The sequence below is a fragment of the Enterococcus canis NBRC 100695 genome (genome assembly GCF_001544375.1).
In the GTDB taxonomy this organism is placed as follows: domain Bacteria; phylum Bacillota; class Bacilli; order Lactobacillales; family Enterococcaceae; genus Enterococcus_H; species Enterococcus_H canis.
On sequence record NZ_BCQJ01000001.1, the window covers coordinates 546,371 to 562,836 of the forward strand.

Below are 16,466 nucleotides of genomic sequence, written 5' to 3' on the forward strand. Positions count from 1 at the left end.
TTTAAAGAGAGAGCCTTCCTAATCAGTTCTTGCTATCAAAGCCTGTAGCGGACTTTTAGCACCTAGTTATTGCCTATGAAGGGTACAAAAAAGCTCTGAGGATATTCGTCCTCAGAGCTTTTCATGCTTAAGCTTTTAATAATTCATTCAAAGTTGGCATGTTTTCAACATGGTATTTTTCTTTGAAGGCTTGGATTTGTTCGGCGCTGAATTTATCTGGATCTAATTCCAATTCTTCAACTGGGATTGGTCGTTCATTGACGATCTTCACATCAATTACCACTGGTCGTTTGCTGTTCTTAGCTGCATCAAAGGCTGCTGGCAATTGGTCAGGATGAGTGATGGTAAAGCCATCGGCACCTAACGCTTCCCCAGCTTTCCCAAAGTCAGCACCTTCCAAGAAGACGCCAAATTTCTTTTGTTCTGTATCTTCTTGTTCAGCTTCAATGAAACCAAAGGAATCGTTACTGAAGACGACATTGATAATTGGCATTTCGTATTTCACTTGAGTAATAATGTCTTGCATCACCATGGCAAAACCACCATCACCACTTAAGGTAAAGACTTGACGATCAGGATAGCTCAATTGTGCGGCAATCCCACCTGGTACGCCATTGCCCATCGTTGCAAACCAGCCAGAAGTTGTGAAGAGTTGATCACCATTCATATCAAGGTTACGAATAGCATGAACAGTTGTATTACCAACATCTGTTACGAAAATCGCATCGTCTGTGGCAATCCGGCGAATTTCCTTAAAGACTGCTTCAGGACGAACTGGTTCAGCCGTTGATTCAGCTAATTTAGCTAAGTAAGCGTGCCAGTTTTTCAGATTTTCACGGTTAGCATTCAACCATTTATCTACCGGACGAGCTTCGCCAAGTTCCACCAAGCGCGCTAAAGCAGCTTTGGCATCCCCTAAAATAGCAACGTCTGTTTTATGACGGCGACCGAATTTTGTTGCATCAATATCAATTTGGATAAATTTCGCATCTGGGTTAAAGAAGTAAGCGGCAAATGGAAAATCACTACCAGTAAAGACAATCAAATCTGCCACTGCTAAAGCTTCATTGGCTGGTTTTGTCGCAACCCGTGCTGCAAAACCTAAGAAGTTTTCGTAGCTATCAGGTACGATACCTTTTGCCAAAACTGCTGCGGCTACTGGCATTGAGAAGTGTTCAGAAAAGGCTTTGATTTGTTCAAACCCGCCGCGGGTCCCTTGACCTACATACAAAACAGGTTGTTTAGCTGCTGCAATCAGTGGTACAGCTGCTTCTAAGTCTGTTTCAGCTGGCATGATGACGCCAGTACGATGATTTGGAGCCGTTGATAAATAATTGTCTTCAATTTCGGCGAAACCAAAGTCTACTGGAATCGTGACCACGGCCACGCCTTTGTTTTCGTAGGCAGCTTTGACTGCTTCGTCTACTACGTGAGGAAGACTTTCAGGGGTCATGACTGTCCGGTTGTATACACTAACATCTGCAAACATTGGATTTTCGTTCAATTCTTGGAAGCTATTGTAGTTCATGGCACTTGAGGCTACTTGACCTAGTAAAGCTACCACTGGTACATGGTCCATTTGCGCATCATACAAACCATTGATTAAGTGGGTTGCACCTGGCCCAGCTGAACCAAAAGCTACGCCAACTTTCCCTGTCAATTTGGCATCTGCTGCCGCTGCTAAAGCGCCGACTTCTTCATGTCGGACTTGAATATATTTAATTTGACCGCGTTCTTTGTAAAGCGCATCCATAGTGGAGTTGAATGATCCTCCAGGAATACCATAGATATGATCAACGCCCCAGCTTTCTAATACTTTGATCATTGCGACCCCAGCTGTTGTTTTTACCATGTTTCTTCACTCCAATTCATTCGATTCGACAAATTTTTTCTGTCGTATTTACAAATGTAATTATACTCCTCAATAAAAAATAACCCAAATAAAGCGTCTTTTGGCAGCTGAAATGGTACTCAAACCCAAAATATGCTACTCTAAACTAAAGAAGGGAGGAATTAAACATTGGAAGTATTTCTTACTTGGCCGGCTTGGCTGCAAGCGTTGGCAGGTACGGCCTTTACTTACGGAATGACGGCTTTAGGAGCGGGGCTGGTCTTTTTCTTCAAGGAGATCAAACGCGATGTCTTGAACCTGATGTTAGGCTTTGCCTCTGGTGTCATGATTGCCGCAAGTTTCTGGTCGCTGTTAGCCCCGGCGATTGAACAGGCCGAAATGAATGGTGACATTGCCTGGTTAACCGTTAGTATTGGCTTTGGCTTAGGTGGCGTCTTCTTATATATTGCCGACAAAACCATTCCCCATATGCACTTTGGTCCTAATCATGAAACAGAAGGGATTCCGACGCATTTAAAGCGGACGATTTTATTGGTCTTTTCCATTACTCTACATAATATCCCAGAGGGTTTAGCTGTTGGGGTGGCCTTTGGTGGTGCCATGCAGATGGACAATCCTGTGGCTGGTGTGTTAGCGGCTGTTTCCGTAGCACTGGGGATTGGTATCCAAAATTTCCCCGAAGGCGCGGCCGTCTCGATTCCCTTACGACAAGAAGGCTTGAGTCGTTGGAAGGCATTTCTTTACGGTCAAGCTTCGGGGATTGTGGAACCTATCGCCGGCGTCTTAGGCGCTCTGTTAGTTTCTAAAGTCACAACACTACTCCCCTATGCACTTGCGTTTGCAGCAGGTGCTATGATTTACGTCGTGGTGGAAGAACTGATTCCTGAGGCCCAGCAGACCACTAGCAGTAAGCGTCATTTCGCTGTTTTTGGTGTGATGGCTGGTTTTATCATTATGATGATCCTTGATGTGGCGTTAGGTTAAATTTAAATTGCACTCATAAAAAGAAGCAGATCTTTACCGCGAGGGTAACGATCTGCTTCTGCTATTATTCGACTGTTACGCTTTTCGCTAGGTTACGTGGTTTGTCCACATCATAACCTCGTTGAATCGTTGCGTAGTAGGCAATCAATTGTGTTGGTACTACGCTGATTAAAGCCGTTAATAATGGATGGACCGTTGGTAATACAAAATCGTCACTCGCTTTGGCGACATTTTCCGTACTAATAACATAAGTATGGGCGCCGCGACTTTCAACTTCCTTTAAATTACCTCGGGTATGTCCCGCCGTCACGTCATCGGTGATAATACCAATGACTGGCGTACCCTCTTCAATCAAAGCAATCGTCCCATGTTTCAGTTCACCAGCAGCAAAGCCTTCTGCTTGAATATAAGAAATCTCTTTCAACTTCAAAGCTGCTTCTAGAGAGACGTAGTAGTCGACTCCTCGCCCAATATAAAAGGCATTGCGGGTTTCTGGCAAGTAATCCGCCACCATTTCTTCAAAGACATGCTTTTCTGAAACAACACTAGACATAATGGCTGCAACGACACCTAGTTCATGGACTGCATCAAATTCAGCAGCTGCCGCTAATCCTTTGGCATCTCCCACGGCTTTTGCTAAAACAGCCATTAAAGCAATTTGCGCTGTATAGGCTTTAGTTGAAGCTACCGCGATTTCTGGACCAGCATGTAATAACAAGGTGAATTGAGCTTCCCGAGATAAGGTTGACCCTGCTACGTTCGTTAAGGTTAGTGAAGGATGACCTAATTCATTCATTTTCACCAAGACTTGACGACTGTCCGCTGTTTCTCCTGACTGACTCAAGAAGATAAAGAACGGTTTTGCCGAAAGCAATGGTGTATGGTAGCCGAACTCGCTAGATAAATGAACTTCTACTGGAATCCCAGCTAGTTCTTCTAACGCTGCTTTGCCGACCCAGCCAGCGTTATAACTGGTGCCACAAGCCACCACATAAATCCGGTCGCTTTGCTTCATCGTTTCAACGATTTCTGGGTCAATCACCGTTTCACCCGTCATTTTGGTGTACTCTTGAATAATACGACGCATCACAGTTGGTTGATCATCGATTTCTTTCAACATATAAAATGGATAGGTTCCCTTTTCGATATCTGCCAAGTCTAATTGTGCTTCATAAGACTCGCGGTAGACTAGGTTCCCCTTTTGGTCTTCAATCGTGATACCCTCTGCAGTGACTAACACCGTTTCACCATCGTTGATTTCAACGAAGCGGTTTGTTTCCTGTAACATCGCCATTGCATCGCTACAAATCACGTTAAAGTCTTCCCCTAAACCAATCAATAAGGGGCTTTTATTTTTGGCTACGTAAATGACTTCTGGATTCTCTTGATCAATCAAGGCAAAGGCGTATGAACCTTTAATCAACTCCAAGGCTTTTTTGAAAGCTGCTTTGGTGGTCATGCCTTCGTTAGCAAAATGCGCCATCAAATGAACGGCGATCTCTGTATCTGTTTCGCCAATCATGACATCTTTTTGAAGAAATTCCTGTTTTAATTCTTCAAAGTTTTCAATGACACCATTGTGTACTAAGACAAAACGACCGTTGGCTGCCGTATGTGGATGCGCATTACGAACACTTGGCTCGCCATGCGTCGCCCAACGTGTGTGTCCAATACCGACAGACCCGGTTACTTCCGAACCAATCTTCGCTTGCAAATCTTTGATACGACCTTGTGATTTCACTAAATGCGGTTCTCCCTTGCCAGTAACGAAAATACCAGCTGAATCATAACCACGATATTCTAACTTTTCCAAACCATTTACTAAAACAGTTGCTGCGTCATTTTTTCCAATTACTCCTACGATTCCACACATAATGTCCAAATTCCTACTTTCTGCTCATTATATGTTTCTGTCTGCGTAGCCAAAAGTTTGTTATCATTTTACAATGAATTTTTTCTTTTGACCTGTAGAGTGCAGTCCCTAGAGCCACCCGCCGAATCTTTCGATAAGCTCTCTCCTCGTCACCTCAGTCATGAGGCCTGGCGCTATTCCGATTATTGGTCTATCTACCCTCCTATATCTAGCATTAAACAGAAACTATATAAATAGTATAATTAACTTGTGTTTGTGTCAACATATTTTTTACAAAAACAAAATTGGTATATATGATACGATTAGCAGAACTAAGCTTTTTCACAAAAACAGGACCTACCTCAAACAAGGTAGGTCCTGCTGAATAAGCAATTTTATGATTAAAAAATTTCACAAGTACACGTTATTCTACCATGGCAAAATCTTCGATTACTTTTCCTAAAAATAGAAAAATTCCATCTAAGAAAAGCATCGTCATATTGGTACCCAGCCAAATCGAAAACTTTTCTACGATACCCCACTTCTTGTGATGGAGCCACCAATATAAGAGCGCGTTACCTCCATAAGTCAAAATCGTCAAACATATAATTGTCCCAACAACCATCTTTCCCATCTCCTTAGCGTTATTGTACCGCTTTCAAGTAGATTTTAAAAGGACATTTTTGATGAAAAGCTGAGAATTTTTTTGCTAACAAAAAAGGAAGATGCAGTCCTACACCTCCCTTTTTGTTTCCCTAAATACCGATTTCCTGTTTCACAACAGCTGCAATCTTATCAACATAGTAGTCAACTTTTTCTTGCGTTGGTGCTTCTGCCATAACTCGCAATAATGGTTCTGTGCCTGAAGGGCGGACTAAAATACGACCATCGCCATTCATTTCAGCCTCAGCTTCTTCAATGACCGCTTTAATCGCTGGTACATCCATCGCACCATACTTGTCAGACACACGAATGTTCACTAGTTTTTGCGGATACTCTGTCACTTCAGCAGCAAGTTCAGACAGCTTCTTGCCCGTTTGTTTCATGACATTCAGTAATTGGATACCAGACAGCATCCCGTCACCGGTAGTGTTGTAATCCAAGAAAATAATATGCCCAGATTGTTCGCCACCAAAGTTGTAATCATTTTTGCGCATTTCTTCCACAACGTAGCGGTCGCCAACTTGCGTAACCACGCTATTAACACCAATTTCTTCAATGGCTTTATGGAAGCCTAAGTTACTCATCACAGTCGTGACAATTGTATCCTTTTTCAAGCGTTTTTTCTCTAGGAGATATTTCCCACAAATAAACATAATTTTATCGCCGTCTACGATATTGCCTAATTCATCCACTGCAATGACGCGGTCGCCATCGCCATCAAAAGCCAAACCGACATTGGCACCTTTTTCTACTACGAATTCCGCTAATTTTTCTGGGTGAGTAGAGCCCACACCATCGTTGATATTCAAACCATTAGGATTGGTTCCCATAGTGAAAAAGTCAGTCTCTAAATCCGCGAATAATCGGTTGACGGCAGTAGCGGTTGCCCCGTTAGCCGCATCCACACAAACAGTCAAACCAGATAAATCATCTGGAATGGATTGCACTAGGAATTGTGAATATTTCAATAGTCCCTCAGGAAATTCATCTACACTGCCTAATCCTTCTGCTGAAGGGCGTGGCAAGCGATCTTCCGTGGCGTCTAATAAAGCCTCAATCTCCAATTCTTGCGCATCATCCAGTTTGAAACCGTCTGAACCAAAGAATTTAATCCCGTTATCCTCAGATGGATTATGAGAAGCCGAGATCATGACACCAGCCGAAGCTTTTTGTAAACGAGTCAAGTAAGCAACACCCGGTGTTGAGATGACCCCTAATTGAAAGACTTCAATTCCTACTGATAATAGACCAGCTACTAAAGCTGATTCAAGCATTTGACCGGAAATACGAGTATCCCGCCCAACCAACACACGAGGCTTTTGCGTGCCTTCCTCATGCTGACTCAAAACATATCCGCCGCAGCGGCCTAACTTGAACGCTAATTCTGGTGTCAATTCTTTATTCGCGATTCCGCGGACACCATCTGTTCCAAAATATTTTCCCATTGTAAAAACGCTCCTTTGTCTACTCTAATCCGTACTGCTTTGTGATTCTTGTGCTGTTGATTCTGAAGTCTGCGTTTCAGTCGTTGTGGCTGTTGACGTAGACGTGCTTTCTGTTGTAGTCGAGCTTTGTGGTGGACTCGAACTGGTTGAACTATCCGTTGGTTTCAAAACAGGCACTACATGGATCTCAATTTGTGCTGGTGTTACTGTATAGCCATTCCCATCAGGCACTCGGACATTTTTCGTCTCCGTCTGTAATTGATTGGTAATATCGACAGGGACTTCAATCTGATCAATCGCCTGCAGGACAGACAAGCCGCCATGAATTTCAACGGTGTCTTGGGAGGATGTAAAGGCATAATGCGCCACTGTCCCAGGCTGCGTCCCACTAGCAACTGGCTTAATGGTGACTGTTTTAACCGGAGCCTCCAACGAGACATTGACGGTCACTTCGGCCGGATCGATGACTGCCGGCAACACATGCCCATCCTTATCCAAGGCTTGTACGGTGGCTTTTTGTGAAAAATCGGATACTTGATTTTGACCAGATGGTAAAGTAGCGACTACCTTATCAATTTCTTGCATGGTTTCGGCACCAGTCGTGATGGCAACTTGTTTTGGCGAGACGGTGGCACTATGAACCTCAAATCCATCGCTGGTCAAATCATCAGGAATCACTGGCTCTACGGTGAATTGTTTAGAGTTCTTTTCTTCTACCGTAATGCTGACACTTGTTGGCTCAATTTCGGCACTTACTGAATTATTCAGCCCTTGGACCCGTAAAGGAACCTCCACAGTGCCAACACCAGCATTTTGAACATCCGCAACTACGCGGAAGTTTCGTGTACTTTCCGTTGTTTCAGTTTTCAGACGAAACAAGTTGGTACTGCTGAGATAGACAGTCGCATTGTCGTCAAAGCCCGAAATAAAATACTTATCTTGATCATATAAAACTTGGATAGGAATATTATGCAATGTTTCGTTATAAGTCTGGGCCGTGGAGCTTGCGCTACGGTTTCCACCAGAATTGGCATTGAAAAATAGTAGCAACGCAAAAAACAAGGCTAACAGCCGGTAAAACCAGCGACTTTTTAAAAAGTTTCGCATTACTTTTTCCCTCCCTTAACGCCATCTAGGAAGGATTGAAGCAGATTTTTCTTTTCATCTGACTCAGGTATAATCAGCTCATTCCGCAGAATCTTCAAATACTCCTCTTGAGATAGACGCGGAATCAATTCATTATTCAAGGTCAAACTAACATCACCAGTTTCTTCTGAAACTACGATGGTAATTGCATCACTTACTTCACTGATCCCAACAGCCGCCCGGTGCCGCGTCCCAAATTCTTTGGGAATCAGATTACTTTCAGAAAGTGGCAGATACGCACTAGCTACTGCGATTTTATTATGCTTGACGATTACCGCTCCATCATGCAGCGGTGTATTAGGGATAAAGATATTGATCAACAACTCACCCGTAATATCCGCATCTAGTGCAATTCCGGTCTCAATATACTCGTCTAAACCAGTATTCCGCTCAATGGTGATCAATGCCCCAATCTTCCGCCGCGACATATATTGAATTGCCTTATCAAAGGCAGCAATCATTTTCTCATCTTCCTGTTCCTCTGAACGAGTAGAACGGAAGAATGAACTGCGCCCTAAATGCTCCAGACCGCGTCGAACCTCCGGCTGAAAAATCACTACTGCCGCGATTACTCCATAAGTAATCACTTGATCCGTCAACCAGGAAACGGTCTTCAAGCCGATAATCTCGCTGACGGTTCGGATCACGAAGATAACCGCAACCCCTTTTAACAACTGGACCGCTTTCGTGCCGCGAACCAGCATAATCAACTTATAAATCAGATACCATACCACGATGATATCGAGAATATTCACTAAGAAATTAACAGATAAAAAATTGGTTGAAAAAAATTGTTGCCAATAATTCCAGTCTAACAGTTCACTCCATTGTATAGACATAGCAGCCCTCTTCTCTCTTGAAGATTTCTTATAAAGTATACCATAAAACTTATCAGTTGAAAGAGTCTCAACAATAAGCCTCTAAGAAAAAACGCTGTCATTTTTTCCTTAACAAAAAGCGAGCGGCCTACTACCACTCGCTGCTCACTTCTTATTTTTTTAATAATTTCTCAATTTCACTAAGCTTTTGATTCATTTCCTGCAGTTCTGTTCGCAACTGTGTCAATTCATTTTCTTGATCCACTTGGCGGATTGCTTCGTTTTTACGACTAAAATATTCGGTAATAGTCGAAGTCAAAATCCCGATAAAGCCAATCCCTAAAAGCATCAACACTGACGCAATCATTTTTCCGGCGGCTGTTTGGGGATAAATGTCGCCATACCCAACCGTCGTAACCGTTACGACCGACCACCACAAAGAATCAGAAAAGGACATATTTTCCGCCACGGAGAAGAGGCCCGAACCAATAGTAATAATTCCTAATGAAATATAGACTACATAAATAAAACCATTCGTATACAGAATACTGCGCTTATTACGGGAAAGCTTACCAAACAACCCCAAAATACGGGCAATTCGATTGATACGGGAAAGTCTGCCAAAATGTGTCACATTCAATAAGGTTAAGGTAAAATTCAACGGCAAGATAGCAATCAAATCAAAAATATTTTTGCGGACATACGTCCATTTATCTGGCGCCACCAACAGTCGCCCCACATAATCAATCGTAAAGATAAACCAGATGATTCGATCAACATATAAATAAGGACTCTGCTCGATATCAATTACCCGGGCAAAATCCAGGATCATCAAAAGAATCCAAAAAACTGATAAGCCAAGATTCAGCCAATGATATTGTCGATTATATTCATTTAGTTTTTTCTGCAGTATTTTCAACATCGCCAGGACTCCCGTCTTTCAGTCGGCTTTATTCTAGCGACTTTTCCTGGGGATTACAAGCAAAAAATGTGCCATTTTCCTACAAAAAAGAAGCTATGCCTGGCATAACTAGTGCAAGTCGGCTTATAGCCTAACTCAGCATCTGTATGCGGCATAGCTTCTTTTATCTTATTCTTCTGTTTTGCGACGTTCTGCTCGCGCTTGACGACGCGCTGCTCTTCTAGCTTCCGCTTCAGGATCGACTTGCTTTTCCCGTTTCGGTTTTTCTGTGACGATTGCTTCGCCTTCGATTTTCGCCCGTAATTTTTCTTCTTGTCCTGCTAAGCGCGCATAGTTGTAAAAACGATTCTTCGCATCTTGAACAGTCTTGTCGAACAATTGTTGTGCGTAATCGGGATGCGTTGCTTTCAAGGAAGAGAAGCGAACTTGTTTCATCATGAAATCCTGCATGGTATTAAAGTCAGGTTTCTTGAAGTCTAAGTTCATTGGATTCTTACCTGTTTCCCGCTGTTCTGGGTTGTAACGATACAAGGACCAATAACCAGAGTTAACGGCTTCTTTGGCTTCTTTCAAGCTTTCACCCATGCCGCCTAAAAGACCGTGCGTGATACAAGGTGTGTAGGCAATGATCAATGACGGTCCAGGGAATTTTTCGGCCTCTTCAAAAGCTTTCATAGTTTGCATTTGGTTGGCACCTGAAGCAATTTGGGCCACGTAAACATTGCCATAGCTCATGGCCATCATGCCTAAATCTTTCTTCGATACATATTTTCCGCTGGCTGAGAATTTAGCAATCGCTGATGCTGGTGTTGCTTTTGAAGTTTGACCACCAGTGTTAGAGTAAACTTCATTATCCAGAACCAAGATATTGACATCTGCGCCACTAGCAAGAATATGGTCAATCCCGCCAAAGCCGATATCATACGCCCAGCCATCGCCCCCAACCATCCATTGGCTCGGTTTCACAAATAAATCATGGTCCTCGTAAATCGCCATCAACTTAGGCTGCCCCATCATTTCAGCTGCCACCGCCGCTTTCAACTTGGTAGCCCGCTGTTGAGTGCCTTCGCTATCAAACAAATGGTTTAGCCAATCTTCCATCAAAGCTCGCAATTCTTCCGAAACTTCTGGTAAAACTTGACTGATTTTCAGTGCTAATGTTTCCCGGCGTGTTTGGTTTGCTAAATACATTCCATAACCATACTCAGCATTATCCTCAAACAAGGAGTTAGACCAAGCCGGACCTTGTCCTTGGTCATTAGTTGTATAAGGAGTCACCGGCGCCCCAGCACCCCAAATAGAGGAACAACCAGTAGCATTGGCAATCATCATCCGATCCCCAAACATTTGCGTCAACAATTTCACATAAGGCGTTTCACCGCAGCCTGAGCAGGCACTGGAGAATTCCAATAATGGTTTTTCAAATTGTGAGCCTTTTACCGTATTAGGTTTTACCGGGTTCGCTTTTTGACGCAAGGTCATAGCAAAAGCCCAGTTCATCGCTTGTTCTTTTTGTTCTTCATATGGCTTCATGACCAGCGCCTTACCTTTAGCTGGACAAGCATCCACACAAAGACCACAGCCTGTACAATCTTCCAGGGAGACTTGAATGCGGTACTTCAAGCCATCTGCTCCGCGCATTTCCCGGACGATAAAGCCTTCCGGTGCTTCCGCCATTTCCTCGTCATCTGCCAAGAAAGGTCGAATTGCAGCATGAGGACAAACAAATGCACATTCGTTACACATGGTACAACGGTCACTAATCCATTCCGGTACTTCTAAGGCGATCCCGCGTTTTTCAACAGCCGTCGTCCCTAAAGGCATCCGGCCATCCGTCATCCCATTGGCCATCAAGGTGCCAACTGATAACTCATTGCCTTCCATACTATTAACAGGTTCCACAATATGATGCACATAGTCTGAAACACCTGCTTTACGAACTCGCGGTGCAACCTCCGCCTCGGCCCAGCTAGCTGGAACAGTTACTTGATGCAGTAATTCAACGGTTTTATCAATTGCTTCGGTATTCTTCTCAACGATAGACATGGATTTATGGCCATAGCTCTTGAAGGCTTCTTCCTTCAAAATCGGCAAGACTTCTTCAAATGGAATAATATTCGCTAATTTAAAGAAGGCTGTCTCCATCGCCGTATTGATTCGGCGACCTAAGCCGACTTCATTGGCAAGTTTTACCGCATTAATTGTATAGAATTGAATATTATTTTCAGCAATTTGCCGTTTCATGCGAGCTGGCAAATGTTTATCCAGCTGTTCATCTGACCAAATAGTATTTAATAAGAAAATACCACCTGGTTTCAGCCCTTTCAAAAGATCATAGCTGTGAATATAAGCCGCGGTATGACAAGCAACAAAATCAGCATGTTCAATCAAATAGGTGGAACGAATCGGTGTATCACCGAATCGTAAATGGGAGACGGTTAAGCCGCCAGACTTTTTCGAATCATAATAGAAGTAGCCTTGCGCATATTTATTGGTGTTATTCCCAATAATCTTGATGGCCGATTTATTCGCACCAACCGTTCCATCTGAGCCAAAGCCCCAGAATTTTGCTTGATAGGTTTTAGGATTGGTTAAATCTAGCGTTTCGCCAGAATCCAAGGACAAATAGGTCACATCATCAATAATACCTAAGGTAAAGCGCTCTTTACGTTCCCCTTTGGCCTTCAACAACTCGTTGTAGACAGCCACGATATGATTTGGCAAGACATCTTTTGAGCCTAAGCCATAACGACCGCCAATGATTGCCGGACGTAATTCTGACTCGTACATAGTACTTTGAACATCAAGTAATAATGGTTCCCCACCGGCACCAGGTTCTTTCGTCCGGTCTAAAACCGCAATTGCTTGTACCGTTTTAGGCATTTTTTCTAAAAAGACTTCCGTTGGAAACGGACGGTATAAATGAATGTTCAGCAAGCCCACTTTACGACCTTGTCCATTCAAGTGATCAATGGTTTGCTTAATAGTTTCAGCAGCCGAACCCATCGAAACAATCACTTCTGTTGCATCTTCAGCTCCGTAATAATCAACTAAATCGTACTCAGTCCCCCGTAATTCATTGATGGACTGCATATATTTTTGCACAATGGCCGGCACAGCATCATAATAGCTGTTCCCTGTTTCTCGTTGTTGGAAATGGATATCGGCATTTTGGTTCGTCCCGCTAACAGAAGGATGATTTGGGTTCATGGAACGCGCACGAAACGCTGCCAAAGCCTCTTGATCCAAGAGCGGCCGCAATTCTTCGTAGTCAATGACTTCGATTTTTTGAATCTCATGACTGGTTCGGAAACCATCAAAGAAATTCATAACAGGCAGACTAGCTTCAATCGCCGTCAAATGGGCAACTGCTGAAAGGTCCATCACTTCTTGGACACTGCTTTCCGCCAGCATAATGACACCCGTTTGACGAGCAGCCATTACGTCCCCATGATCACCAAAAATACTTAAGGCACTGGTGGTCACTGCTCGGGAAGCTACATGAAAAACCCCAGGCAGTAATTCACCGGCAATTTTGTAGAGATTGGGAATCATCAAAAGCAATCCTTGAGAGGCTGTATAGGTACTGGTCAAAGCTCCTGTTTTTAAGGAACCATGTACAACACCTGCGGCACCAGCTTCTGATTGCATCTCAATCACTTTGACAGGTTGACCAAATAAATTGGTTTTACCAGCCGCAGACCATTGATCCACTAACTCAGCCATCGTCGAGCTAGGGGTAATTGGGTAGATTGCTGCTAGTTCAGTAAAGGCATATGATATATGAGCGGCGGCAGTATTGCCGTCCATTGTTTGTTTTTTACGCATAGAAAACCTTCCTTATATAAAGTTTCTCGTTCTAGCTTATTATACAGAAAGCGAGCATAGAAAGAAATAGTGAAAAGAAAAGTTTCACAAAGTTATAGCGATTCCGCAAATGATTCATAGTAAAAAAGCAAGTCATGCCTTGTTGCAGATAATCCTGGCAAAAGTAAGAGTGGTATTCACCAACCACTATTTTTATAGAATATTTTGTGAAAAAAAGTTTTATCAACACTTCTATCTAGTGTCCCAACCCTAGTTGAAAACCAAGTAAAAAGTCTTAACTCAGCAAATGAGCAGCTCCCTCTCATGCCCCTTTCTTGACTTATGTGGAGGTCTATTTTGTAGTAAAATATAGAAAAGGAGGTTATAAAGATGCGAAATCAAAATCAATCCCTTAAAACAAATAGACTACTTATAGTCATACTTGTGCTAGTTGTTCTTATTCTTGTTTTACTAGGGTTTATTGCAACACAATTCTTTACTTCTTCCGAGGAAGAAACAACCCAAAGCAGTCAACTACTTTCCGGTACTACCGAAACGTCTGCAAGCACTACCAGTATTCCCGAGACAAGTGTTTCAAGTACTACAACATCTTGTGAAGAGGCTATTACTAGTGAAACTCCCTCTCCCAATGATTTTCCATATGCTGTTAGATTAAAACCTAACAGTTTTTATACTTCATCATTTAGTACGACGGATGCTTGGGTTTCTCTAGGTAACGACCCAAGAATTATCGATGTGAGATACGACAAATATTTCACTCCTAAAGACCAATACAAAGAGTACCAAGTCAATCAGTCCTTCTCCCTCCATAGCAAACCTACTAAGGAGATACGTGTCATTGTAGGTAATGGCGAGAAGACGGTGAAAGTAAATACCATGTTAGAAATCTACTCACATGACGGGCGTTCTTATGATGATGTAACTACACTATTCTTCAGTCTATTTAATGCTACAAATCGCCGCGATAGTTATCTGTACACCACAAACCAAGGATACGTGGCTATTGCCTTTCCCGTAGATGATCCAGGACTTTATGAAGAGTTCATCCTCATCCCGGATGAAAAAGAGTAAATAGAATGTTGATTGCTAGCACTTCTATCAAAAAACAAGCCGCCAGAGCGTTACTTCTCTGACGGCTTGTTTTCTGTTTTTAATACAATTCTAAATATTGTTCTCTTTCCCACTCAGAAACAGTTTGACGGAAGGCTGCCCATTCCATCCGCTTTGCTTCTACAAAGTTGGTGTAGATATGCGCTCCAAGGGCATCTTTCATCACTTCATCTTTGCGCAATTCTTTAATAGCATTGTGGATCGTTGATGGCAAGTCATAGATTTGCGCCGCTTCCCGTTCTTCTTCGTTCATCACATAGATATTGCGGTCCACAGCTGGTGGTGGTGTTAATTCATTACGAATACCGTCAAGTCCAGCTTGTAAAAGGACAGCCATTGCGAGATAAGGGTTCGCAGATGGGTCAACGGAACGTAATTCTAAACGAGTTGATAAGCCGCGAGATTCTGGCACACGGACTAACGGTGAACGGTTGCGCCCGCTCCAAGCAACATATACGGGTGCTTCATAGCCAGGCACCAAACGTTTGTAGGAGTTGACGGTTGGGTTGCAGACAGCGGTATAGGCACGTGCGTGTTTCAGCAGGCCGCCTAAGAAATGATAGGCTGTTTGACTTAATTGTAAAGGTCCATTTTCATCATAGAAGGCATTGCCTTCATCGGTAAATAAAGACATATTACAGTGCATACCGGAACCGTTGATCCCGAACAATGGTTTTGGCATAAAGGTTGCGTGCAAGCCGTGCTTACGGGCAATGGTCTTCACTACTAATTTAAAGGTTTGGATATCATCACAAGCATCCACTACATCGCTGTATTTAAAGTCAATTTCGTGTTGCCCTGGCGCAACTTCATGGTGAGAAGCTTCTACCTCAAAGCCTAAACTTTCTAACTCTAACACGATATCACGACGGCAATTTTCACCTAAGTCAGTTGGGGCAAAATCAAAGTAGCCGCCTTTATCGTTTAAGTCCATGGTAATCTCACCATCTTCGTCTAGCTTGAATAAGAAGAATTCCGGCTCTGGTCCTAAGTTAAACTTCGAGAAGCCCAACTCACGCATATCTTTTAACGCACGCTTCAAATTACCACGAGGGTCGCCAGCAAACGGCGTGCCGTCTGGATTATAAATATCACAGATCAAGCGAGCCACTTTGCCATGGTCGCTTTCCCAAGGGAAAATCATCCAAGTATTGATATCAGGGTAAAGATACATGTCGCTTTCTTCGATGCGGACGAAGCCTTCGATGGAGGAACCATCAAACATCATTTTGTTTTCTAGAACTTTTTCCAATTGACTAACAGGTACTTCTACGTTTTTGATCGTGCCCATGATGTCCGTAAACATCAAACGTAAAAAGCGGACGTTCTCCTCTTCTGCGATACGATGAATGTCTTCAGCGGTGTAATTCTTCTTTGCCATGTTATCCCTTCCCTTATCTTCATTTTTTAACAATCTACAGGTGTGTGCCATTCGATTGGAATGGATTGCGGTTTTGCAGCCCGCCTTGGGCCGATATTTCGTCATAGAGGATGCGGCGGACATCTTCGTCCGTCAGCGGTGTGGCAAGCTGCGGTTTTTGTAGACGCATTTCATAAACATGCTTGATTCCCGCCATATTCAGCCCCTCTGAAAGATAATCTTTGATTTCCAATAGGACATCAATATCATTCAAGGAATACATCCGCCGATTTCCTTCACTTCGTTCCGGATGAATCAAGTCTTGTTCTTCATAATAGCGAATTTGCCGAGCAGTCAAATCAGTCAGTTTCATAACTGTACCAATTGGAAAAACTGACATGGATCGACGCAGTTCTTTTTCGCGCATCTCACAGCCTCCTCTCAAAACTTGACCATAGCATACCAATCATTCGTTTTCTTGTCAAT

At 43.1% G+C, this 16,466-nt stretch carries 12 protein-coding genes; 2 read left to right on the forward strand and 10 right to left on the reverse strand.

The genetic code is table 11. From position 1 onward, the window contains the following. Positions 1 to 127 precede the first annotated feature (127 nt). Positions 128 to 1,852: a pyruvate oxidase gene (gene spxB, locus ECA01S_RS02770; RefSeq protein WP_067390703.1), complete on the reverse strand. Its 1,725-nt coding sequence runs from the start codon at positions 1,850 to 1,852 to the stop codon at positions 128 to 130. 168 nt (positions 1,853 to 2,020) lie between these two features. Between spxB and ECA01S_RS02775 the strand changes: the two genes are divergently transcribed. Next, on the forward strand, positions 2,021 to 2,836 hold the full coding sequence (locus ECA01S_RS02775) for a ZIP family metal transporter (RefSeq protein ID WP_067390706.1): 816 nt from the start codon (positions 2,021 to 2,023) through the stop codon (positions 2,834 to 2,836). 64 nt (positions 2,837 to 2,900) lie between these two features. Here the strand turns inward: ECA01S_RS02775 and glmS are convergent, their stop codons facing one another. From glmS to nifJ, 7 genes are all read right to left on the reverse strand, one after another. Beyond that, entirely contained in the window at positions 2,901 to 4,709 is a 1,809-nt protein-coding gene (glmS, locus tag ECA01S_RS02780) for a glutamine--fructose-6-phosphate transaminase (isomerizing) (protein ID WP_067390709.1), read from the reverse strand. 403 nt (positions 4,710 to 5,112) lie between these two features. Beyond that, positions 5,113 to 5,313: a hypothetical protein gene (locus ECA01S_RS02785; RefSeq protein WP_067390712.1), complete on the reverse strand. Its 201-nt coding sequence runs from the start codon at positions 5,311 to 5,313 to the stop codon at positions 5,113 to 5,115. 130 nt (positions 5,314 to 5,443) lie between these two features. Further along, complete coding sequence (gene glmM / locus ECA01S_RS02790; protein WP_067390715.1) at positions 5,444 to 6,796, reverse strand: phosphoglucosamine mutase; 1,353 nt, start codon at positions 6,794 to 6,796, stop codon at positions 5,444 to 5,446. 24 nt (positions 6,797 to 6,820) lie between these two features. Further along, positions 6,821 to 7,903, reverse strand: coding sequence for a CdaR family protein (locus ECA01S_RS02795; protein ID WP_067390718.1), 1,083 nt, complete (start codon positions 7,901 to 7,903; stop codon positions 6,821 to 6,823). Next, a complete protein-coding gene (gene cdaA / locus ECA01S_RS02800; RefSeq protein WP_067390721.1) occupies positions 7,903 to 8,781 on the reverse strand; it encodes a diadenylate cyclase CdaA in 879 nt (292 codons plus the stop codon). Before cdaA ends, ECA01S_RS02795 begins: the two co-directional genes overlap by 1 nt. 151 nt (positions 8,782 to 8,932) lie before the next feature. Continuing rightward, a complete protein-coding gene (locus tag ECA01S_RS02805; RefSeq protein WP_067390724.1) occupies positions 8,933 to 9,682 on the reverse strand; it encodes a potassium channel family protein in 750 nt (249 codons plus the stop codon). Positions 9,683 to 9,850: 168 nt separating this feature from the next. Further along, positions 9,851 to 13,510, reverse strand: a complete 3,660-nt coding sequence (gene nifJ, locus ECA01S_RS02810) for a pyruvate:ferredoxin (flavodoxin) oxidoreductase (protein ID WP_067390727.1) — start codon at positions 13,508 to 13,510, stop codon at positions 9,851 to 9,853. Between the two features lie 369 nt (positions 13,511 to 13,879). Here nifJ and ECA01S_RS02815 point away from each other — a divergent pair, with 369 nt between their 5' ends. Then, positions 13,880 to 14,581, forward strand: a complete 702-nt coding sequence (locus ECA01S_RS02815) for a hypothetical protein (RefSeq protein ID WP_067390730.1) — start codon at positions 13,880 to 13,882, stop codon at positions 14,579 to 14,581. A 79-nt stretch (positions 14,582 to 14,660) separates the two neighbouring features. Here ECA01S_RS02815 and glnA read toward each other — a convergent pair whose 3' ends face one another. Both glnA and ECA01S_RS02825 read right to left on the reverse strand, forming a co-directional pair. Continuing rightward, positions 14,661 to 16,001 carry a type I glutamate--ammonia ligase gene (gene glnA, locus ECA01S_RS02820; RefSeq protein WP_067390733.1) on the reverse strand — a complete coding sequence of 447 codons (1,341 nt, stop codon included), beginning with the start codon at positions 15,999 to 16,001 and terminating at the stop codon, positions 14,661 to 14,663. Between the two features lie 34 nt (positions 16,002 to 16,035). Further along, positions 16,036 to 16,407, reverse strand: coding sequence for a MerR family transcriptional regulator (locus ECA01S_RS02825; protein WP_067390736.1), 372 nt, complete (start codon positions 16,405 to 16,407; stop codon positions 16,036 to 16,038). Between the last annotated feature and the right edge of the window lie 59 nt (positions 16,408 to 16,466).